The 18,004-nt window shown below is 60.7% G+C and carries 13 protein-coding genes and 1 pseudogene; 7 read left to right on the top strand and 7 right to left on the bottom strand.

Features of this window, described 5'->3' with window-relative positions:
* Nucleotides 1-10 precede the first annotated feature (10 nt).
* A complete protein-coding gene (locus IB243_RS23785; protein WP_192429676.1) occupies nucleotides 11-409 on the bottom strand; it encodes a BLUF domain-containing protein in 399 nt (132 codons plus the stop codon).
* A gap of 125 nt (nucleotides 410-534) precedes the next feature.
* Between IB243_RS23785 and IB243_RS23780 the strand changes: the two genes are divergently transcribed.
* From IB243_RS23780 to IB243_RS23770, 3 genes are all read left to right on the top strand, one after another.
* Entirely contained in the window at nucleotides 535-1,290 is a 756-nt protein-coding gene (locus IB243_RS23780; RefSeq protein WP_010466630.1) for a Crp/Fnr family transcriptional regulator, read from the top strand.
* 165 nt (nucleotides 1,291-1,455) lie between these two features.
* Nucleotides 1,456-2,886: a bifunctional UDP-N-acetylglucosamine diphosphorylase/glucosamine-1-phosphate N-acetyltransferase GlmU gene (gene glmU / locus IB243_RS23775; RefSeq protein ID WP_192429675.1), complete on the top strand. Its 1,431-nt coding sequence runs from the start codon at nucleotides 1,456-1,458 to the stop codon at nucleotides 2,884-2,886.
* Nucleotides 2,883-3,719, top strand: coding sequence for an ATP-binding protein (locus IB243_RS23770; protein WP_192429674.1), 837 nt, complete (start codon nucleotides 2,883-2,885; stop codon nucleotides 3,717-3,719). Before glmU ends, IB243_RS23770 begins: the two co-directional genes overlap by 4 nt.
* Before the next feature lie 21 nt (nucleotides 3,720-3,740).
* Here the strand turns inward: IB243_RS23770 and IB243_RS23765 are convergent, their stop codons facing one another.
* Together IB243_RS23765 and IB243_RS23760 are read right to left on the bottom strand one after the other, a co-directional pair.
* Entirely contained in the window at nucleotides 3,741-4,793 is a 1,053-nt protein-coding gene (locus tag IB243_RS23765; protein ID WP_192429673.1) for a GGDEF domain-containing protein, read from the bottom strand.
* A 220-nt stretch (nucleotides 4,794-5,013) separates the two neighbouring features.
* Nucleotides 5,014-5,502 carry an Lrp/AsnC family transcriptional regulator gene (locus IB243_RS23760; RefSeq protein ID WP_192429672.1) on the bottom strand — a complete coding sequence of 163 codons (489 nt, stop codon included), beginning with the start codon at nucleotides 5,500-5,502 and terminating at the stop codon, nucleotides 5,014-5,016.
* Between the two features lie 137 nt (nucleotides 5,503-5,639).
* Here IB243_RS23760 and glmS point away from each other — a divergent pair, with 137 nt between their 5' ends.
* On the top strand, nucleotides 5,640-7,574 hold the full coding sequence (glmS, locus tag IB243_RS23755; RefSeq protein ID WP_057270377.1) for a glutamine--fructose-6-phosphate transaminase (isomerizing): 1,935 nt from the start codon (nucleotides 5,640-5,642) through the stop codon (nucleotides 7,572-7,574).
* 635 nt (nucleotides 7,575-8,209) lie between these two features.
* On the opposite strand, the pseudogene IB243_RS23750 reads toward glmS, so the two are convergent.
* The 4 genes and pseudogenes from IB243_RS23750 to IB243_RS23735 form a co-directional block, all read right to left on the bottom strand.
* A pseudogene (locus tag IB243_RS23750) lies at nucleotides 8,210-8,335 on the bottom strand (IS3 family transposase); the annotation flags it as partial.
* Between the two features lie 423 nt (nucleotides 8,336-8,758).
* The gene (locus tag IB243_RS23745) at nucleotides 8,759-9,673 is read right to left on the bottom strand and encodes an HNH endonuclease (RefSeq protein ID WP_192429671.1); all 915 of its coding nucleotides are present in this window, start codon (nucleotides 9,671-9,673) and stop codon (nucleotides 8,759-8,761) included.
* Nucleotides 9,660-11,879, bottom strand: a complete 2,220-nt coding sequence (locus IB243_RS23740) for an AAA family ATPase (RefSeq protein ID WP_225585293.1) — start codon at nucleotides 11,877-11,879, stop codon at nucleotides 9,660-9,662. The genes IB243_RS23745 and IB243_RS23740 overlap by 14 nt, the downstream gene beginning before the upstream one ends.
* A 34-nt stretch (nucleotides 11,880-11,913) precedes the next feature.
* A complete protein-coding gene (locus IB243_RS23735) occupies nucleotides 11,914-13,125 on the bottom strand; it encodes a hypothetical protein (protein WP_192429669.1) in 1,212 nt (403 codons plus the stop codon).
* Between the two features lie 513 nt (nucleotides 13,126-13,638).
* On the opposite strand from IB243_RS23735, the gene IB243_RS23730 reads away from it, so the two are divergent.
* From IB243_RS23730 to IB243_RS23720, 3 genes are all read left to right on the top strand, one after another.
* Nucleotides 13,639-14,670 (top strand): patatin-like phospholipase family protein, encoded by a 1,032-nt coding sequence (locus IB243_RS23730; protein ID WP_192429668.1) that lies wholly within the window; start codon nucleotides 13,639-13,641, stop codon nucleotides 14,668-14,670.
* 61 nt (nucleotides 14,671-14,731) lie between these two features.
* On the top strand, nucleotides 14,732-16,600 hold the full coding sequence (locus tag IB243_RS23725; RefSeq protein WP_225585291.1) for a hypothetical protein: 1,869 nt from the start codon (nucleotides 14,732-14,734) through the stop codon (nucleotides 16,598-16,600).
* A complete protein-coding gene (locus tag IB243_RS23720; protein WP_192429667.1) occupies nucleotides 16,597-17,976 on the top strand; it encodes an MBL fold metallo-hydrolase in 1,380 nt (459 codons plus the stop codon). Before IB243_RS23725 ends, IB243_RS23720 begins: the two co-directional genes overlap by 4 nt.
* The last annotated feature ends 28 nt before the right edge of the window (nucleotides 17,977-18,004 follow it).

Raw genomic sequence — 18,004 nt, 5'->3', positions numbered from 1 at the left:
AGGGGCCTGTTCAGAGCACCAGTTCGCCGCGCATGGCTTCAAAAGCCGCGAGCGCTGCGTCCCCGTCCAGATGCTCCATGCGCGCCAGCGCGTCCACGTCTTCCACCGTGCTGAACGCGAGGCTGAACTGGTGGAAACGCCGCCCCGCCAGCGGGCCGTGGTGCAGCACCTCGACGTTGACGTGGCGAGGGTCGTTGCGGATGCGTTCGATGAGTTTGAGCACCGCCTTCTGCGGGCCTTCGAGCTGCTGGCAAAAGCGCTGGCCGTCAAAAATCAGCAACCCCGTCACGTCCAGCTCCGCGTTGACATGGCGCGCGCGCCCTGCGATCTCGGCCACCACGCTCAAGGGTTGATCGGGGGCGAGGGTGCTCACATAGAGAACCTCGTAGAGGACGGGGGATACGTTCATAAGTGAGGTCAATGTAGGGCGCGCGCGGCGGTTGCACAATGTCAAAAGACATAGATGTAACTGCTGCACCACCCCGCGCGTCGTGGTGCTGTCGCCCAGTGTGAATCGATGAGAATTGCGCCACCATGAATGTCACCCTGCCTGCCAACGCCTGTCCCCCGACCTGCCACGACTGCCGGCTGCGAAAGACCGGCGCGTTCACGGCCGTGAAACCCGAGGTGCTGGATTTCATTGAAGGCTTTCGCACGGACAGCCTGGCCGTGGAGGCCGGCGGCGCGCTGGTGCGCGAGAACCAGACCAATGCCAAGCTGTTCACGCTGTATTCGGGCTGGGCCTTTCGCTACAAGACCATGAGCGACGGGCGCCGCCAGATCCTCAATTTTTTGCTGCCTGGCGACCTCGTGGGCCTGCAGCAGGAATTTGGCGATGTCTCCACCCACGGCATCGAGGCGCTGACCGATTGTTCGCTGTGTGTGTTCCAGAACGACAGCCTGTGGGCGCTGTTTCGCGAGCACCCGCGCCTGGGCTACGACATCACCTGGCTGTCGGCCCACGAAGAAGGCCATGTGGACGACAACCTGCTGACCACCGGCCGCCGCAACGCCACCGAACGCGTGGCCATGCTGCTCATGCACCTGTACCGGCGGCTCGACCGCATCGGGCTGGTGGAGGACGGCGCGGTGGCGTTCCCGCTGAACCAGCAGCACATTGCCGATGCACTGGGGCTGTCGCTGGTGCACACCAACAAGACGCTGCGGCGCCTGTCGCTGCTGGGCCTGCATGAGCTGAAAAACGGGCGGCTGCGCCTGCTCAACACCCGCGCGCTGGCGCGCATCGCCGAGTACTACGACACGCCGCCCCGGCTGATGCCGCTGTTGTAGAGGTACTGCTGCGGCAGAAATTTGATCAAATTGGCCTCTGGCGCTTGTGTGGTAAGCGCAAGAAGCTATGGTTTGAATAGCATATTGCGCTGTGTTGGCCGCAACCGATAATCCACGCCATGCCCGCGCGCCGGGCTTTTGCTGCGCAACCCCACCTCCTTTTTCATGACCTCACTCGACATCCTCATCATGGCGGCCGGCAAGGGCACGCGCATGAAAAGCCGCCTCCCCAAGGTGCTGCAGCGCCTGGCCGGCCGCCCGCTGCTGCAGCATGTGCTGGACCAGGCAGCCCATTTACAGGCGCGCAGCGCCATCGTCATCACCGGCCACGGTGCACCAGAAGTAGAAGCTGCTACCGCAGGTGCAGCAGGCGCTGGCGCCTCTTTTGACCTCAAATTCGTGCGCCAGGAGCCCCAGCTGGGCACCGGCCACGCCGTGTTGCAGGCCGTGCCCCACCTGCGCGATGACGGCACGGTGGTCGTGTTGTCGGGCGATGTACCGCTGACCCAGGCCGACACCCTGCGTGCACTGGTGGCGGCCAGCGAAGGCGGCAAGCTGGCCCTGCTGACCGTGACCCTGCCCGACCCCACGGGTTATGGCCGCATCGTGCGCAATGCATCGGATGCCGTGCAAGGCATCGTCGAACACAAGGACGCCACCGACGCCCAGCGCGCCATCACCGAGGTCTACAGCGGCATCATGGCCGTGCCCGCGAAGCTGCTGCGCGGCTGGCTGGCGCGGCTGACCAATGACAACGCCCAGGGCGAGTACTACCTCACCGACATCGTCGCCATGGCCGTGGCCGATGGCGTGTCCGTGGTGGCGCACCGCATCACCGATGCGCTGCAGGTGGCGGGCGTGAACAGCCCGCTGCAACTGGCCGAGCTGGAGCGCGCGCACCAGCTGCGCCAGGCCCGGGCCTTGATGGAGCAGGGCGTGCGACTGGCCGACCCGGCGCGGTTCGATGTGCGCGATGACACCCGCACCGGTGTGCGCGGCGAACTGGTGTGTGGGCAGGATGTGGAGATCGACGTGAACTGCGTCTTCACCGGCCGCGTGGAGCTGGGCGAGGGCGTGAGCATTGGCGCGAACTGCTGCATTGCCAACGCACGCATCGCGGCGGGCGCCGTGATCCATCCGTTCACCCACATCGACGGCGAGAAGGCTGGCGCCACCGTGGGCGAGGGCGCGCTGATCGGCCCCTTTGCCCGCCTGCGCCCCGGTGCACAACTGGGCCGCGAGGTGCACATCGGCAATTTTGTGGAAGTGAAAAACAGCACGCTGGCCGATGGCGCCAAGGCCAACCACCTCGCCTACCTGGGGGACGCCACCGTGGGCGAGCGTGTGAACTACGGCGCGGGCAGCATCACCGCCAACTACGACGGTGCCAACAAGCACCGCACGGTGATCGAGGCCGATGTGCATGTGGGCAGCAACTGCGTGCTGGTGGCGCCGGTGACGATTGGCGCAGGCGGCACGGTGGGTGGTGGCAGCACCATCACGAAGAGCACGGCGCCGGGAGCGCTGAGCGTGGCGCGGGGCAAGCAGGTCAGCATTGCCAACTGGAATCGCCCCGCCAAACAAGCCAAGCCATGAGCGCGCCAGACGCCAGCGCCGGGGACGAGCTGCAGCAATTGCAGGGATTGCGCGCCGCGCTGGCCCGCAGCCAGCAGCAGGTGGCCCACATGGCGGCTGCGCAGGAGGAGTTCTTGCGCGCCGTTTCGCACGACCTGCGCGCGCCGCTGCGGCATGTGACCTCGTACGGCACGCTGGTGCGCGAGGTGCTGGGGGATCTGCCGCCCGAGGTGGCGCAGGGCGCCGAGGTGCAGGAGGCACTGGGCTTTCTGGCCACCATGGACCAGTCCGCCCGGCGCATGGGCCTGATGATCGACGGGCTGCAGGCCCTGGTGCGCGCCAGCCGCGCCCCGCTGCGCCTGCAGCCTGTGCCGCTGGCCGATGCGATGGCCCAGGCGCGCGCCACTCTGGCCCCTGCCGAGGCAGGGCGTGCCGTGGAATGGCGCGTGGATGCCAACCTGCCTACGTTGCAGGCCGACCCGGTGTTGCTGCAGGAGTTGCTGGTGCAGCTGCTGGGCAACGCGCTCAAGTTCACACGTCCGGTGGCCCAGCCCTGCATCACCCTGCAGGCCGATGTGGCGCCACGGGGCCAGCTGGCCTTTACGGTGCGAGACAACGGCGTGGGGTTTGACCCGGCGCGTGCGGGCACCTTGTTCGGTGTGTTCCAGCGCCTGCACCGCGAGACTGAGTTTGACGGCGTGGGCACGGGTCTGGCGCTGTGCCGTGCGGTGGCGCAACGCCATGGCGCACACCTCAGCGCTACGGCAATGCCGGGTGGGGGCTGCACGGTGCGTGTGCAATGGCCCGTGGAGTGTGCTGCGACGGAGGCTGACCCCGGGGCCACCAACCCCTGACGCTGAACCGGCGGCCGCCCGCTACACCGCTGGCACCAGGTCCGGCTCCATGCACCCTGCCACGCGGTTGCGCCCGCCGTTCTTGGCGGCATACAGCGCGGCGTCGGCCGCGTCGATCCAGGCGCGCAGGCTGCTGTGGCGGTGGTCGGCGGGGGCCACGCCAATGCTGCTGGTGACGCGTACGCCGGGCAGGCTGCGCAGGCGAACGCTCTCGGTCTGCTCGCGGATGCGGTGGGCAATGGCCAGCGCGTCCTTGGCCTGCATGCCGGGCAGCACGATGGCAAATTCATCACCACCGTAGCGCCCCGCGCAGTCGCCCGCGCGCACGTTGCCGCGCACCACATGGGCCAGTGCACGGATCACTTCGTCACCCACGGTATGGCCGTGGGCGTCGTTGATCTCCTTGAAATGGTCGATGTCCAGCATCAGCATGCAGGCCGGTTCGTTGCTGGTGTGGTGGCGGCGCAGCGCGGCCTCGGCCTGCTCTTGCCAGTGACCGCGCCCGAACAGACCGGTGAGTGCATCCACACGCCGCAGCTCGTCCAGCAGCTGGTTCTGCCGCGCCGATTGGCGGATGAGCTGGTAGCTGACCAGGCTGACCGACAGTGTGTGCAGTGCCATCACCGGCAGGCAGGCGATCATGACGCGCATGGAGGTTTCAGGCGCCCAGTGCAGGCCTGAGAGCGCCGCGCCCACCAGCCCTCCGGACAGCATCGCGGGCAGCGCGCGCGCCCACAGCCCGCGGATGCCGGTGGTGATCTTGTCCACCATGGTCAGTGTCAGCAGCAGCACGCTGGGCAACAGGTTGAAGTGCATCAGCGGCACAAAACTGGCGGCCAGGGCAGAGTCGATGAGCAGGTTGCGGGTCTCGGCACGGTAGGGGTCTTTGCTGTGGCGCGTCACCAGATAGGCCACATGCGGCCAGACGAATGCGGGCAGCGCCATGGTCAGCCAGGCGGTGACGCTGGCATGGCGCTCCCACAGCACCACGCCCACCACCATGCCGCCCAGCCCCATGCCCAGAATGCGCAGGGGATAGATACGTCGGGGCATCTGGCGGCGGGGTGTGGGCATGGGCGGAATGGGGGGGCGGCCCGCAGCGCCCCCCGATGGGCTGGGCACGAGGGGTGGTGGTGGCTGGGGAGCTTACATCTCCCCCAGGAGCGATACCAGCACGAAATGACCAGGCACCGCAAAGGGCAACTGCACGGGCAGCGGCGGCACGGTATCGCCATGGATTCGCTGCAGTGTGGTTGCCGTTGGGGTTTTCAAAATTGATAGCGTGCAACGATTTCTAATCAAGCGCTAGAGGCACTTTTGTATCGAATTTTGCCCGGCGCGTCGCGAAAAAAGCCTTCACATTGCGCACGTTGGCATCGCCTGTGAACAGGCGCTGCGACAGCGCCAGGTAGCCCGGCATGTCCCGGGTGTGCACCACCAGCACAAAGTCGGGCCCGGGCGACACGCGCCAGCACTGCTGCACGGCGTCGTCGGCCACGGCGTGGGCTTCGAATGCTTCGAGCTGCTCAGCGCCCTGGCGGTCGAGCGACACCTCGACGATGCATGCCAGCCCGTGGCCTTGAACAGCCGCCAGCCGGTCGGGCTGCAGGATGGCCACCTGGCGCTCGATCAGACCGACATCATGCAGGCGCTTGACGCGGCGCAGGCAGGTGGGTGGCGAGACATGCACCTGCTCGGCCAGCGCCTGGTTGCTTTGTGCGGCATCGGTTTGCAGGAGGTTGAGCAGCTGCAGGTCCGTGCTGTCGAGCGATATGGATTCCATAAATTTTTGTGATTTGAAAGAAAATTTCACAATGAATGATTAATGAAATTAAAGTTCAAAAATTAATAAATATCAATCAACAATTTCTTATTGGGCTGCCTAACATCGCCCATCGCTTTCAAACCAAGGCAAACACCATGTGCGGCATCGTCGGCGCGGTCTCCACGCGCAACATCGTTCCCATCCTCGTCCAGGGCCTGCAGCGGCTTGAATACCGGGGGTATGACTCGTGCGGCGTGGCCGTGCACGCCTCCAGCCTCGATGCCGCACGCCCGGCGGGTCTGCAGCGCGCCCGCAGCACGGCGCGTGTGGCCGAACTGCTGGACCAGGTGACCACGGAACGCATCGACGGCGCCACCGGCATTGCCCACACCCGCTGGGCCACCCATGGCGCGCCTGCCGTGCACAACGCCCATCCGCATTTCAGCCACGGCACGGGCGCTGACGCCAACGCCCAGAGCGCTGGCCGCGTGGCCCTGGTCCACAACGGCATCATTGAAAACCACGAAGAACTGCGCAAGGCACTGCAGGCACGCGGCTATGTGTTTGCGAGCCAGACCGACACCGAAGTCGTCGCCCACCTGGTGGACAGCCACTACACCGGCGACCTGTTCGATGCCGTGCAGGCCGCCGTGGCCGAGCTGCACGGCGCCTACGCCATCGCGGTGATGCACAAGGACGAACCCCACCGCGTGGTGGGGGCGCGCGCCGGTTCGCCGCTCATCCTGGGGGTTGGCAAAGACGCTGCCGGAGGGGCCTCGCAATCTCCTGAGCACTTCTTGGCCAGCGACGCCATGGCACTGGCCGGCGTGACGGACCAGATCGTCTACCTGGAAGAGGGCGACCTGGCAGACCTGCAACTGGGCCGCTACTGGATCGTGGGCAAGGACGGCGCCGCACTCACGCCCGCCCAACGCCCCGTGCGCACCGTGCTGGCCCACAGCGGCGCGGCCGAGCTGGGCCCCTACCGCCACTACATGCAAAAGGAAATCTTCGAGCAGCCGCGCGCCATTGCCGACACCCTCGAAGGCGTGGAAGGCATCGTGCCTGAGCTGTTCGACGGCGCGGGCCAACACGGCGAGCCTGGCGCCGCCGCCTGGCGCGTGTTCAAGGAGATCGACAGCGTCCTCATCCTGGCCTGCGGAACCAGCTACTACAGCGGGTGCACCGCCAAATACTGGCTCGAAGAAATCGCCGGCATCCCCACGCAAGTGGAAGTGGCCAGCGAATACCGCTACCGCACCAGCGTGCCCAACCCGCGCACGTTGGTGGTCACCATCAGCCAGTCGGGCGAAACGGCCGACACGCTGGCAGCGCTGCGACACGCGCAAAGCCTGGGCATGTCGCACACGCTCACCATCTGCAATGTGGCCACCAGCGCCATGGTGCGGGAGTGCAAGCTGGCCTACATCACCCGCGCGGGTGTGGAGATTGGCGTGGCCAGCACCAAGGCCTTCACCACCCAGCTGGCAGGCTTGTTCCTGCTGACGCTGGCGCTGGCCCAATCCAAAGGTCGGCTGAGCGAGGAGCAAGAAGCTGCCCACCTCAAAACCATGCGCCACCTGCCCGTGGCGCTGCAGGCGGTGCTGGCGCTGGAGCCCCAGCTCATCAGCTGGGCCGAAGACTTCGCCCGCATGGAAAACGCCCTGTTCCTGGGCCGGGGCCTGCACTACCCCATTGCCCTGGAAGGTGCCTTGAAGCTCAAGGAAATCAGCTACATCCACGCCGAGGCCTACCCAGCGGGTGAACTCAAGCACGGGCCCCTGGCCCTGGTCACCAGCGCCATGCCCGTGGTCACGGTGGCGCCCAACGATGCGCTGCTGGAAAAACTCAAGAGCAACATGCAGGAAGTGCGCGCGCGCGCCGGTGTGCTCTACGTGCTGGCCGACGCCGACACCCGCATCGAAAGCGGCGAAGGCATTCACGTCATCCGCATGCCCGAGCACTATGGCCCGCTGAGCCCGCTGCTGCATGTCGTGCCGCTGCAGTTGCTGGCGTATCACACGGCGTGTGCGCGGGGGACGGATGTGGATAAGCCCAGAAATTTGGCAAAAAGTGTCACTGTGGAGTGACGCGCTGGGGGCGGAGGCTTTTGATATTCTGGGTAATTAAAGTCGTAAACACGCAAATAAAGTCGTAAACCACACTCTCCCATCCATGCGTGTTTGGCGTGAAGCGCACTTTGGAAATAAAGTCGTAAACCCATGGGTGAGGGACCACAGACTCAGACCGCTTCAGGCTGATCTGAGTCATTCGCTAAGAGATGCTCGAGCGACTGCATCGGAGCAAACCGGTCATTGATTACCGACGACTGTGTCCGGCGGCTTCACCGTCCCCTGCGGTCGCTCGACACCTGTCAGCCGAGCGAGTCCGCTCGAGCGGACGATCCCGCGGAACTCGGCCGGCTCATGCCTAGCCATTGCCGCCGTAGCCAGCGGGTCGGCAGCGATGCGGGCAACCGAGAGCCCTTCGGGAGGAATTTAAGACGCCCTCCACCGACCCGAGCGGCAGGACACCCAGTTCAAGTACACGCCGATCGAGACGGCATCGTAGCTCGGGTCGCACAGGCGGACCTCGAAGTCATGGGATCAGCGCGACTTGACCCTCTTCGAATCATCCGCACTTGCCCTTAATGAAGGCTAGTGCATCTGCCAGTTTCGAGGACCACAGGACGAGCGCCAATGAGTCGCGGGCTCGACTGCATGTGGCCCTGAATGCCGTACTTGCGCTGCGCCCCTTTGCAAGTGAACTCGCCTTTTTCTACTTGCTCGATCACCGCCAACTTTAAGGCGGGCGGGTAATCGCGCTGCGTGCGTTTGATCTCTGATTTCATGACACTTCTCCCTTGTGAAACGCCCATGTGTCAACGCAGGGCGGGACGGGTCAGCCGGTTGAAACAAGGTGAAGAGTTTCGACCCGCCGAAAGGGCCCACTTTCGCACTAAGTTCCTCTGGCAACTTCTCGAGTTCGTCGAATGCGTTGGCACTTCCATTGCGACGTGCGTACTCAGCCGCTGCGGATACCCCAGCGGCCATCGCATCGGCTGAGGTACCGCCAATATTCTTGAACTTGTAGACGCTTGCAAGATTGGATACCAGCTTGGGATAGATGACGCCACTGGTGATGCCCCTTTCATCACATGGTCGCAGAAGGACTTGTCACAGTTCGACGTCACGTCCGCGCGTTGAGTCTTCTGAAATTCTCCCATCGCATCTCCATTCTTTTGCGCCAAATTCGTATGCCTGCGGCGCTGCAATCACGGTGCGGGGCTGATCAACCCCTCCAACTCGACCTTCAAGGCCGCCTCGGCTGTCTCAACGTATGCCATCGCCACTGCTGAGTACCACCGACTTGTCTCGCTCTTTTGTCGAAGCTTCTGCATCCGTAAATGGATCTGGGCCAACAGCGCGTCCCTCAGTCCTCCCGGTGGAGCGGTGGCTGCCAATCCGACATCGCTCCTCAAGTCCGAAAAATCGGACGCCAAATCCTCAAGCACAGTTCCGCGCTCTTGGACTAGCCGCAGACGATTGAGACCATAAACCTCAATGCTTGCCACGGCCATTGGATCCTTTACGCCATCCACTTCCCTTGCCACGACCACTGGCATTGACAGGTTGCCCATGAACCACTGTAAATGCTGTGCGGGGTCCTGTACTGTTGGGTCGATGAGCAACGCGCCTTCCGCCATCAGACTGTCGCTCGGCTTGCAGGCGCGCACTTTGCCGCTGATGGGGAAGGCGTCCTTTTTGCCTGAATTCTCTTTCTCATTTGAGACGACAACGTCGCCGTTTTCGCCTAGATCGACAATAAATTGCTTGCGACACCGGTTGCAGTCAGTACAACTAGGCAGCAGGTTCTCCCACGCGAGAGCTAGCCACCAATACCCCGGGTGCTTCTCTCCGGCTACGCAACCCTTTGGCCGGAAGTGCTCGACGTCCATCGGCTGCATCGCTGCGTATCGGCTCTCGCAGTAAGCACACTTGCCGCCAAAGAGTTTTTCAAGTGCCTCGACGACATCGGGGTGTTTGTACTGTTCGAACCCGAAGGCCTTCGTAGGCGGAGGATTGGCTCCGTAGTAGTCAATCGCAGACTGCCGCTCAGTCGCCGTAGCTCCCGCCGGAGCAACCAGGGACTGCGGAACTGGGACGCTGGCTCTATCAACGAACCGCATCACCATCTTTCTTATTCAACATTGCCAGAATTGCTTGAACCGCATCCTCGCGAACTGCCGAACTGTCTGCGAGCGGCTGAGCACGCCTGGCAGCAAGGTATCGCGCAACGGCCTCAGCTGCGAGTTGCTGACTAACAGTGTCCCCACGCGTCGTCACGGACGAAATTTCCGCAGCAATTTTGGCTTTTAGATCGCGACCTGGCGACGCCTGCTGGCCCGCGTCCTGGACTGCCTCTACATACTGGTCAAGAAGTCTGTCCATCTCAGGGGCTGTCGTGCTGACCAAGCCAAAGTAATCCGATGTCAAGAGCTGCTCTGCCCTTAAGCCAACGACGCTTGGTAGTCCCTGTTGCTGCGCGACGACTCCAGCCGCATCCCGATTGAGAACAATGACTTCGTTGTTTCCCATGCCGCGAAGACACAGTGGGTCGTGTGTGGTAACGATGAATTGAACCTGCGGGAGGGCTTTCCTGAGGGCCCCCATTACCTGCAGCTTCCAGCGAGGGTGCAGGTGGGTCTCGATCTCATCTATAAGCACGACGCCTCGAGCCGCCTCGAGACTTGTCCAGCGCTGAACCATCTGACACATGATGTCCACGGTCATGGCGAAGAGCGACTTGTAGCCATCGCTCATCTGGCTGATCGGCGTGTTGCGGCCATGCGCTCGGACCATTACTCTGCCGTCTATTGCCCGAAAGATGCGGTCTTGGGCTTGGAGCGAAAGAACGTCTGACATGGCTCGAGCCACGGCGTCAAACTCCTGTTCGGAACACTGTTGCAACCAAGGTGTCGCGTCCGCAATCGTCGCCAGCGGATCAAATAGCGTCTTGTTCTCCACAGACTTCGCCTGCTTGTTACTTTCAAAGTAGCGGCGCGCTCCGTATGCGAGCAGCGTAACAGCAGATGTTCCGCCCCCTTTAAAGCTTGAGGGTGTCGACGAATCAACGGTCAATTCCACAACCGTCCCATCGTCAAGCTCAACTCTCACCTCGGGAACCACCTGTCCCATTTTCCAGTCTTCGCTACCATGGCTCATGAAATCTGGGAGTCTGAGTCTCAATCTTCTACGTTCTGACGGCGCCGATAGCGTCAGGCATAGCGCCTGAAGCACGCTGCTTTTTCCTACTGCGTTCTCGCCCAGAAGCACGACACACGGGGATGAGAAGGTCTTTTCTCCAGATCTCATAAAGTCAAGAGTCAGATCCGATATTCCCTTGAAAGCTTTGATTTCGATTTTCCGGATCCGACTGTCCCCAGTTCGTTTGTCAAACGACAGCTGAGCAGCTGCCGCATCGCGATATGGACGCACACGAGTTGTGCTCCTGGACTCAGAGTAGGTCTGAAGCGCTGCAAGCAGGCGCTCCCTGGGCGCCAAAGCCAAAGCCTTGAAAATCTCGTCGATAGAACGCACCCTAGCCTGCCGTGCATAGTGCGGCACTTGCTCTTCAAGTTGGTCAAGGATGCCTCTCGCGGCCAGAATCGCAGCCCCTGGACGTGCCCGCCGCTCTTCCAACTCGACGAGCGGGGATTTCGAACTTTGCCTACTCAAGTCATTCCGCTCCAGCAACATGTCTTTCAAGACAGAAACGCTGCGAGCACGCTGCTCTTTGAGATTGAACCTCGAGTTCAGCTCCAGCAGATCCACCGTGCATTGCCCCTGCGAAGTAAGCGGAACGAGCTCCCCGGACACCAGAAGCGAGAGGTGCTTCAGCGGGTCGTCAACACATGGATCAAGCAACTCAACATTCTCAATGTCGTTCGCTTCTGACCATGTGCAAAGCACAGGGGCGAGGGTGCCGCTCACAGGGAATCTCGCTCCCTGAATCTTTCTGCATGCAGGGCACACGACAAGCAAATTCCGCCATTCATAGGCGAACCAACCATAGTGGTCGCTGCTAAATCGGGCCGAACCACGATTCGACGATGCCGGAACTTCAATACCTCGAGCCGGCCTGAAATGACTGATGTTGTCTTCGGTGGATAGGACTTCGTCCTCGCAGAATGCACAGCGCCTCCTGAACACCTGGTTGAGCGCGTCAACGACGCCTTCTCGGAGCAGCACCGTCTCATCGAATGGCGCACGCCGGCTTGTCCGTTCCCGGGACGGCAAACTATAGTAGTCCTCAAGCGCTCGCTTTTCGCTCCGCAGCGCTGGAGCGCGAAGCGATTGGGGAACGCTTACTAAGCGCCTGTTGATCTTCCTCATCTGTCACCAATCCAACGGCTTAGCGTAGTGAATTTCAAAGTCGTACGAACCGTGCACAGTGGTCTGAAGGCGGTACCGTGTCTTTGTCAGTCGGTAAACTCTTCCCTTCAAGTCGATAGCTCACCTGCAGCATCTCCAGCGTCTTGCTACCCCTCACCCGCTGCGCCAGCGTTGCGCTCAGGATCACGTGGTCAATGCCGGTGGTCTGCGAGCAGAAGTAATCCCCAGCAATTAGCTTGCCTTCGGCGTTCTTTTTTTTGTGCGGTACAACTTGGATAAGGCTGCCCTTGGGTGTGTCGTCGTTCCACTCGGTCGCCATCGCCACGACCTGATCGGGCATGTTGGCGCCGAAGCGCTTGGGATCTGCCCTGGGGTACTGCTCCATCTCGCGCAGCAAGGTTCGGTTGAAGTCTCCCAGAACCACGAAGTCCTTGCCGACGCGGTCATCTATCCAGCGTTCCAGCACGACGACCTGTTCGGCCAAGACCGGGCAGGCTTCCTTCTCACTGTCCTTGGAGGGGTTGTTGATCGGGACCGAGCGACAGCCAGCCTTCATGTGGACCACAAGAAAGTCGGTAGGCTTGCCGGACACGTCGCGCGTGAACTGAAGCCCAGGGCGAAGCGGTCTTGACCCTATGGCCGAAAGCTCGTTGAACAGCCGAAAATTCCGGGGTACCGGTGATCCTTCCTTCCAGGCCACACCGACCTGTTGCGGGATGGCCGGTGCGCCTGCTTGGCTGGCTGAGGTGATGACTTCCCAGCCAGGGGGCAGGATGGTCTTCACCGCCGCTTCATTGCTGACTTCCTGCAGCCCCACCAAGGTGACGCCATCTTTGTCCATGGCCTGGAAGGTTTCGCGCAGCACGGCGAGCTTGCGCTCGTACTGGGTCCAGTCGGCCAGGTCAGGGGCGACACGACATTTGCCGTCGGCGCTGTCTGCCTTGGAGGGACGGCTTTGCAAGGCCATGCCGATCACCGCCTTGCACTTGGGCTTGATGCGGTAGTCGATACCGTCATGGACATCGCAGTACGGCAGGCCTTTGAGAGCATCAGGGGCTGGCTGCTGGGCAGCCTTGAGCTCATCTTCGGTTTTCCAGTTGATGGCTGAACAGGCCTGGACCCAACGGGTGTGCACGGCCTTGTCCATCAGCCAACCGAGGTTCCAGGTAGCGATGCCCTCTCGGGCCGCCGCGAACGTCGGCACCAGGCAGGCGGCAACGAGCACGAATTGGGGTAGTCGATTCATGTTCCCTCTCCTGAACTGATGAATGTGGGCGTCTTCGCGCTTTGGGCAATTTCACAACCTGTCTGCGCAGGGGTACGAATTGCCAGCCTACACGTTATCACGCGTCTATGGCAGCGTCATCCCCAGTTCTGGATATGTGCCTGGTGCGCTACGCGTGCTTGAGTGACCGAGCTGGAGAAGATGCTGGGCAGCGTGTAGGCCGTCATTGCCGCCTGCCACACCTTGAGCTGCCTCGTGTGTGTGACCTGTGCCGCCTAGTGAGCGTGGCAAAGTCATAGAGACGTTGCCGACGACCGGTGGTGGTTCCGAGAGCAGCCATCCATGCGCAATTCATGAAGGACTGCAGCCGCTGCAAAAGATCTCAAGCGGCAGATTCCACGAAACAAGCGTCGTAAGCCCCAAGCATTTTTGCATCCAAGGAGGAGCCAATTTTGTTCAGGTAACAAGTTCCTTGCACGCCCCCCCCCAACTGCTGTAACGTTTCTTCATAAATTCAGTCGAGATGGAGGGACTATGACAGTGACGATCGCCGGCAAAGACTGCCGGATTGGACTTGCTTTGTCAGGTGGAGGATTCAGAGCTGCCGCTTTTCATCTGGGCATGTTGCGTAAGCTTCACGCACTAGGGCTTCTTCAAGGCATTGATCTTTTGACCTGTGTCAGTGGCGGAAGTATCGCGGGAGCAACGCTTGCTGCGAACTGGTCGAGTGGTGTTGATGCAGCACTCCACAAGCTCGACGAGTACCTCAGAACAAAGTCAATTGCGGTGGGGTCCGTGATCGGGGGCTTCCTGGATCCGTTTGAGTCCCGCTTGGACAAGTTGGCGGAGAGCTACGACAAAGATCTCTTCGGTGAGAAGTCGTTGTCCACTCTGCAACATGGCCCTCGGATCTACTTGAACGCGACGAACATTGCTACGGGGAACATGTTCTTCTTCGTCGCAGGTGGAGGGAGCGCTTCGAAAGCGGAGATGGGCGAGCATGAGCTTGGCGTTGTCGATGCGGGAACCTTCAGAATCAGCAATGCTGTTGCGGCATCTTCAGCATTCCCGCCTGTTTTCGGACCTCTGCGGCTGGATCCGGATGTCTACCCTCCGGCAGAGAAAGTGGGCTATGTGACGCTCACGGACGGAGGTGTCTACGACAACCTCGGTATCAATCCTGGTCTGCGTGTGGAACGAAACAAGCTCGACTATTTGATCACCAGTGACGGAGGAAAGCCGTTCACCAATACCTCGGAGCCTACAGAGGCTGGAGCCATGGTCCTCAAAGCTGCTCTGGACATTCTGATGGAGCAAGTGAGAGGGCTGCAGTTCGATCGCATGCAGCATCGGCACTTGGCGGGTAAGGGGCCAAAGCCACTGTGGTTCTCTATCGATAGCGTCGAGGGGCAAGCCAACCCGGGAGATGCCACCTTTGCATCCTCGATCAGCACCAACCTGAAGCGGTTGAACGGCGATGAAATGACTGTTCTCCAACGCCACGGAGGGGCACTCGTTGAAGCGCGCCTTCGTTCATACGCACCCGAGCTCCTCGCGGCGGTTTGATCCGATCTGTCCAGGTCGAATTGCGACCACATATGGTCGCGCAGTCTAGAGGAGCCCAGCCGTGACGATGATCAAGCCAGGCAAGCAGTCGTTCTTAGTGTTGGCCCAAGATCCAGGAGTGACTGGGCCCGCAGGAGAGCGGGTATTTGCGACTGTAGATGTCCCAGCAGAACGACTTGCCCTCGGGCCCACGGGATACCGGGTCAAGGTCGTTGACTTCGATGCTGAGGCCGGTGTGCTGTACAAGGCCCACGCATACCAAGAGGATGCGGAAGGCAGGCTAGAGGACATTTTTGCGGCCCAGCTTCCACCTCCCGGGAGCAAGCTCCGCAAAAAGGTGGAAGACCAATTGCTAGCCAACCCGGCGTTTCACGGGCAGAACGTCTATGCGTTGGTAATGCGAACGCTGGCGCGTTTTGAGTACGCGTTGGGACGGCGGGTGCACTGGGGTTTCGATGGTCATCAGCTCCATGTTGCCCCGCACGCCTTTGTGGATGCCAATGCGTTCTACTCCCGTGAAGACCGCGCGTTGATGTTCGGCTACTTCAAAGCCGATCAGGAGCCTGTGAAGCCTTTTGTCTTTACGAGTCTCTCGCACGACATCATCGTGCACGAGACTACCCATGCTCTGCTGGACGGGCTCCGCGCAGGCTTCATGAATTTCTCCGGACCGGATCAGGCTGCATTTCATGAAGGTTTCTCAGATGTTGTCGCGCTGCTGTCGGTCTTTTCCCTCAAGGAAGTCGTTGAACTGGCCCTGACTCAGTTCAATGATGTTACCAACCGCGTAGTCATCAAGAGCAAGGGCAAATCTCTGATTCATCGGAGGGCGCTCACTGCCAGCGCTTTGACCGACGGCGCCCTCATGGGACTTGCGGAGGAGTTTGGGCGGGCGCTTGGTGGGATGCGAGCGAATGCTTTGCGTCGATCAGTGCGAATCAAGCCCTCGCGCGACTTGCTCGACTCTCCAGACTTCCGAGAGCCGCATACCCGAGGGGAAATCCTAGCTGCCGCCCTGATGCGCACGTTCCTTCAGATCTGGCTGCGTCGCATTGAGGAGCTTGGGACCTTTGATGATGGTTACTACAACCTCGTGGAGGTTGCGGCCGAGGGGGCCAAGGTGGCAGACCACCTTCTCACCATGTCAATTCGAGCCCTCGACTATTGCCCGCCTTTGGACTTGGAATTCGGGGACTACCTTGCAGCGCTGCTCACAGCAGATGCTGAAATTGCCCCCGATGACAAGCGGTACCACTATCGAAACACTGTCTTTGAAGTATTTGGGTCCTTCGGAATAGTGCCTCCTGTGAGTAGAACGGACGCGAGTGGCTGTTGGCTCGGCTTCTCGCAGCACGCCTCTATCCAGTACCGGAGGACGAACTTTGAGTCCATGCTCCGCGACCCAGAAGAAGTATTCCGATTCATCTGGGAAAACCGAGACGCGCTGGGCGTCGACGAGCGGTCCTACACCCAAGTAGTCTCTGTACGCCCCAGCCTACGCATCGGGCCTGAAGGCTTCTTGTTGCGCGAGACCATCTGCGAATACGTCAGCCGCGCCAACATATTCGGGGCAGAGCTCAAGGTAGTTTGCAATGTGGATCCGCGACCACCTGGCGTGAACTCCAATATGGCGCTGACCGTCTATGGCGCAGGTACGCTTGTGTTTGACCAATATGGCCAGTTGAAGTACCACATCGCCAGGCAAATGAACGATGGTCAATGGCAGCGCAAACGGCTTGAGTACCTGGTCGGCGAGCCCACGGAGGACCCCGAAATAGGCAGTGCCTTTGCCAATCTACATCGGATGCGAGCGCACTGCGCTTCTTGTGATGACACAGGCAAACGGCAGAGAACTTCGTCCAGTCCGCGAGCCAAAAGCGCACAACCTGTATCGCGTCCGATCAAAGGCCATTTAGGAGGCTCGGTATGATCACGAACAAAGCGCGTGTGAAGACAGGCGCGGGCGCAAAGCCTCATGCTGTGACGAAATCCGCCAAGAGCCCGACTCATCTCAATCTGTTCGCCTACCAAGTAGGCTTTGGCGACTGCTTTCTGTTGCAGTTCGTGTATGGGGATGGTGACTCAGACAAGCGGCATGTGCTCATTGATTTCGGTACCACTGGAGCGCCAGAGGCAGACAGTGGAAAGCTAATGCAAAGAGTTGCGGAAGACATCAGGGAGAAATGTCGGGGATCGCAACTGGATGCTGTTGTGGCCACACACCGACATGCCGACCACATCAGCGGGTTCGCCACAAAATCCAACGGTAGTGGCTCCGGAGACATCATTCGGGCACTTCAGCCGCGCCTTGTACTGCAGCCATGGACTGAAGATTTGACATTAGCAACGGACGCTACGGGGCCACGCACAAAGAATGCGAAATCCACCGCTGGAAACACTCGTGCATTTAGCGCGCTTCAGGCCATGAACAACGTGGCGGAGCAGGTCGTCAAGTTGGCCGCTGAGAAGCCAGGAGGACTACCACGAGGCCTAGCTGAACGGCTTGATTTTCTTGGGCGGGATAACACCAAGAACCTATCTGCTGTTGAGAATCTGGCCGGCATGGGCAAGGCTGGAAAAAGCTCGTACGCGTACTACGGCATGGAGGATCCTCTTAAGGATTTGCTACCCGGTGTAAAGACTCACGTGCTGGGACCGCCCACGGTGGATCAAAGCGCGACCATCAAGAAGCAGCGCGCCACGGACAACGATGAGTTTTGGCATTTTCATGCTCGTGGAGTGTCCACGGCAAACTCAATCAACGGCAATGCGCATGGGCCATTTGCTGCGAGCTATGTTTTCGCCAAAAAAGGCAAGTTACCGCGAGAGGCACGCTGGGCAGCGAAGCACATCACCAATGCTCGCGGCAATCAGCTTCTTGGCATTGTCACCATGCTGGACAAGGCGATGAACAACACCAGTCTTATCTTGCTTTTCGAGGTGGGTGGAAAGCGGTTGCTGTTTCCTGGTGATGCGCAGATCGAGAACTGGTCATATGCACTTGAACAGCCCGGGGTTGCAGAGATGCTGGCAGGTGTTGATCTCTACAAGGTCGGGCATCACGGGAGCCTGAATGCCACGCCGAAGTCGCTTTGGAAGGGCTTTAACAAGCGTGGAAACCCGTTAAAAAAGGACCGCATGACCTCCGTTCTATCGACGATGGCAGGCAAGCACGGCAGCGAAGAGAAGCGAACAGAAGTTCCAAGGAAAACGCTGGTGGATGAGCTGAAACACGATACGCATTTTCACTCCACCCAAGAGCTTCCTATCGATGGGCTATACACACACGTCCGAATCGATTTCTGACTAGAGAGCTAATGCATAAGCCCAAGAG

It is taken from the genome of Acidovorax sp. ACV01, from assembly GCF_014851495.1.
In the GTDB taxonomy this organism is placed as follows: Bacteria; Pseudomonadota; Gammaproteobacteria; order Burkholderiales; family Burkholderiaceae_C; genus Acidovorax; species Acidovorax radicis.
This window is presented reverse-complemented; position numbering and strand designations above follow the sequence as displayed.

Bases quoted from the DNA above. Each gene is read 5' to 3' on its own strand.
- IB243_RS23785 (WP_192429676.1), bottom strand. From the start codon at position 409: ATGAACGTATCCCCCGTCCTCTACGAGGTTCTCTATGTGAGCACCCTC.
- IB243_RS23780 (WP_010466630.1), top strand. From the start codon at position 535: ATGAATGTCACCCTGCCTGCCAACGCCTGTCCCCCGACCTGCCACGAC.
- glmU (WP_192429675.1), top strand. From the start codon at position 1,456: ATGACCTCACTCGACATCCTCATCATGGCGGCCGGCAAGGGCACGCGC.
- IB243_RS23770 (WP_192429674.1), top strand. From the start codon at position 2,883: ATGAGCGCGCCAGACGCCAGCGCCGGGGACGAGCTGCAGCAATTGCAG.
- IB243_RS23765 (WP_192429673.1), bottom strand. From the start codon at position 4,793: ATGCCCACACCCCGCCGCCAGATGCCCCGACGTATCTATCCCCTGCGC.
- IB243_RS23760 (WP_192429672.1), bottom strand. From the start codon at position 5,502: ATGGAATCCATATCGCTCGACAGCACGGACCTGCAGCTGCTCAACCTC.
- glmS (WP_057270377.1), top strand. From the start codon at position 5,640: ATGTGCGGCATCGTCGGCGCGGTCTCCACGCGCAACATCGTTCCCATC.
- IB243_RS23745 (WP_192429671.1), bottom strand. From the start codon at position 9,673: ATGCGGTTCGTTGATAGAGCCAGCGTCCCAGTTCCGCAGTCCCTGGTT.
- IB243_RS23740 (WP_225585293.1), bottom strand. From the start codon at position 11,879: ATGAGGAAGATCAACAGGCGCTTAGTAAGCGTTCCCCAATCGCTTCGC.
- IB243_RS23735 (WP_192429669.1), bottom strand. From the start codon at position 13,125: ATGAATCGACTACCCCAATTCGTGCTCGTTGCCGCCTGCCTGGTGCCG.
- IB243_RS23730 (WP_192429668.1), top strand. From the start codon at position 13,639: ATGACAGTGACGATCGCCGGCAAAGACTGCCGGATTGGACTTGCTTTG.
- IB243_RS23720 (WP_192429667.1), top strand. From the start codon at position 16,597: ATGATCACGAACAAAGCGCGTGTGAAGACAGGCGCGGGCGCAAAGCCT.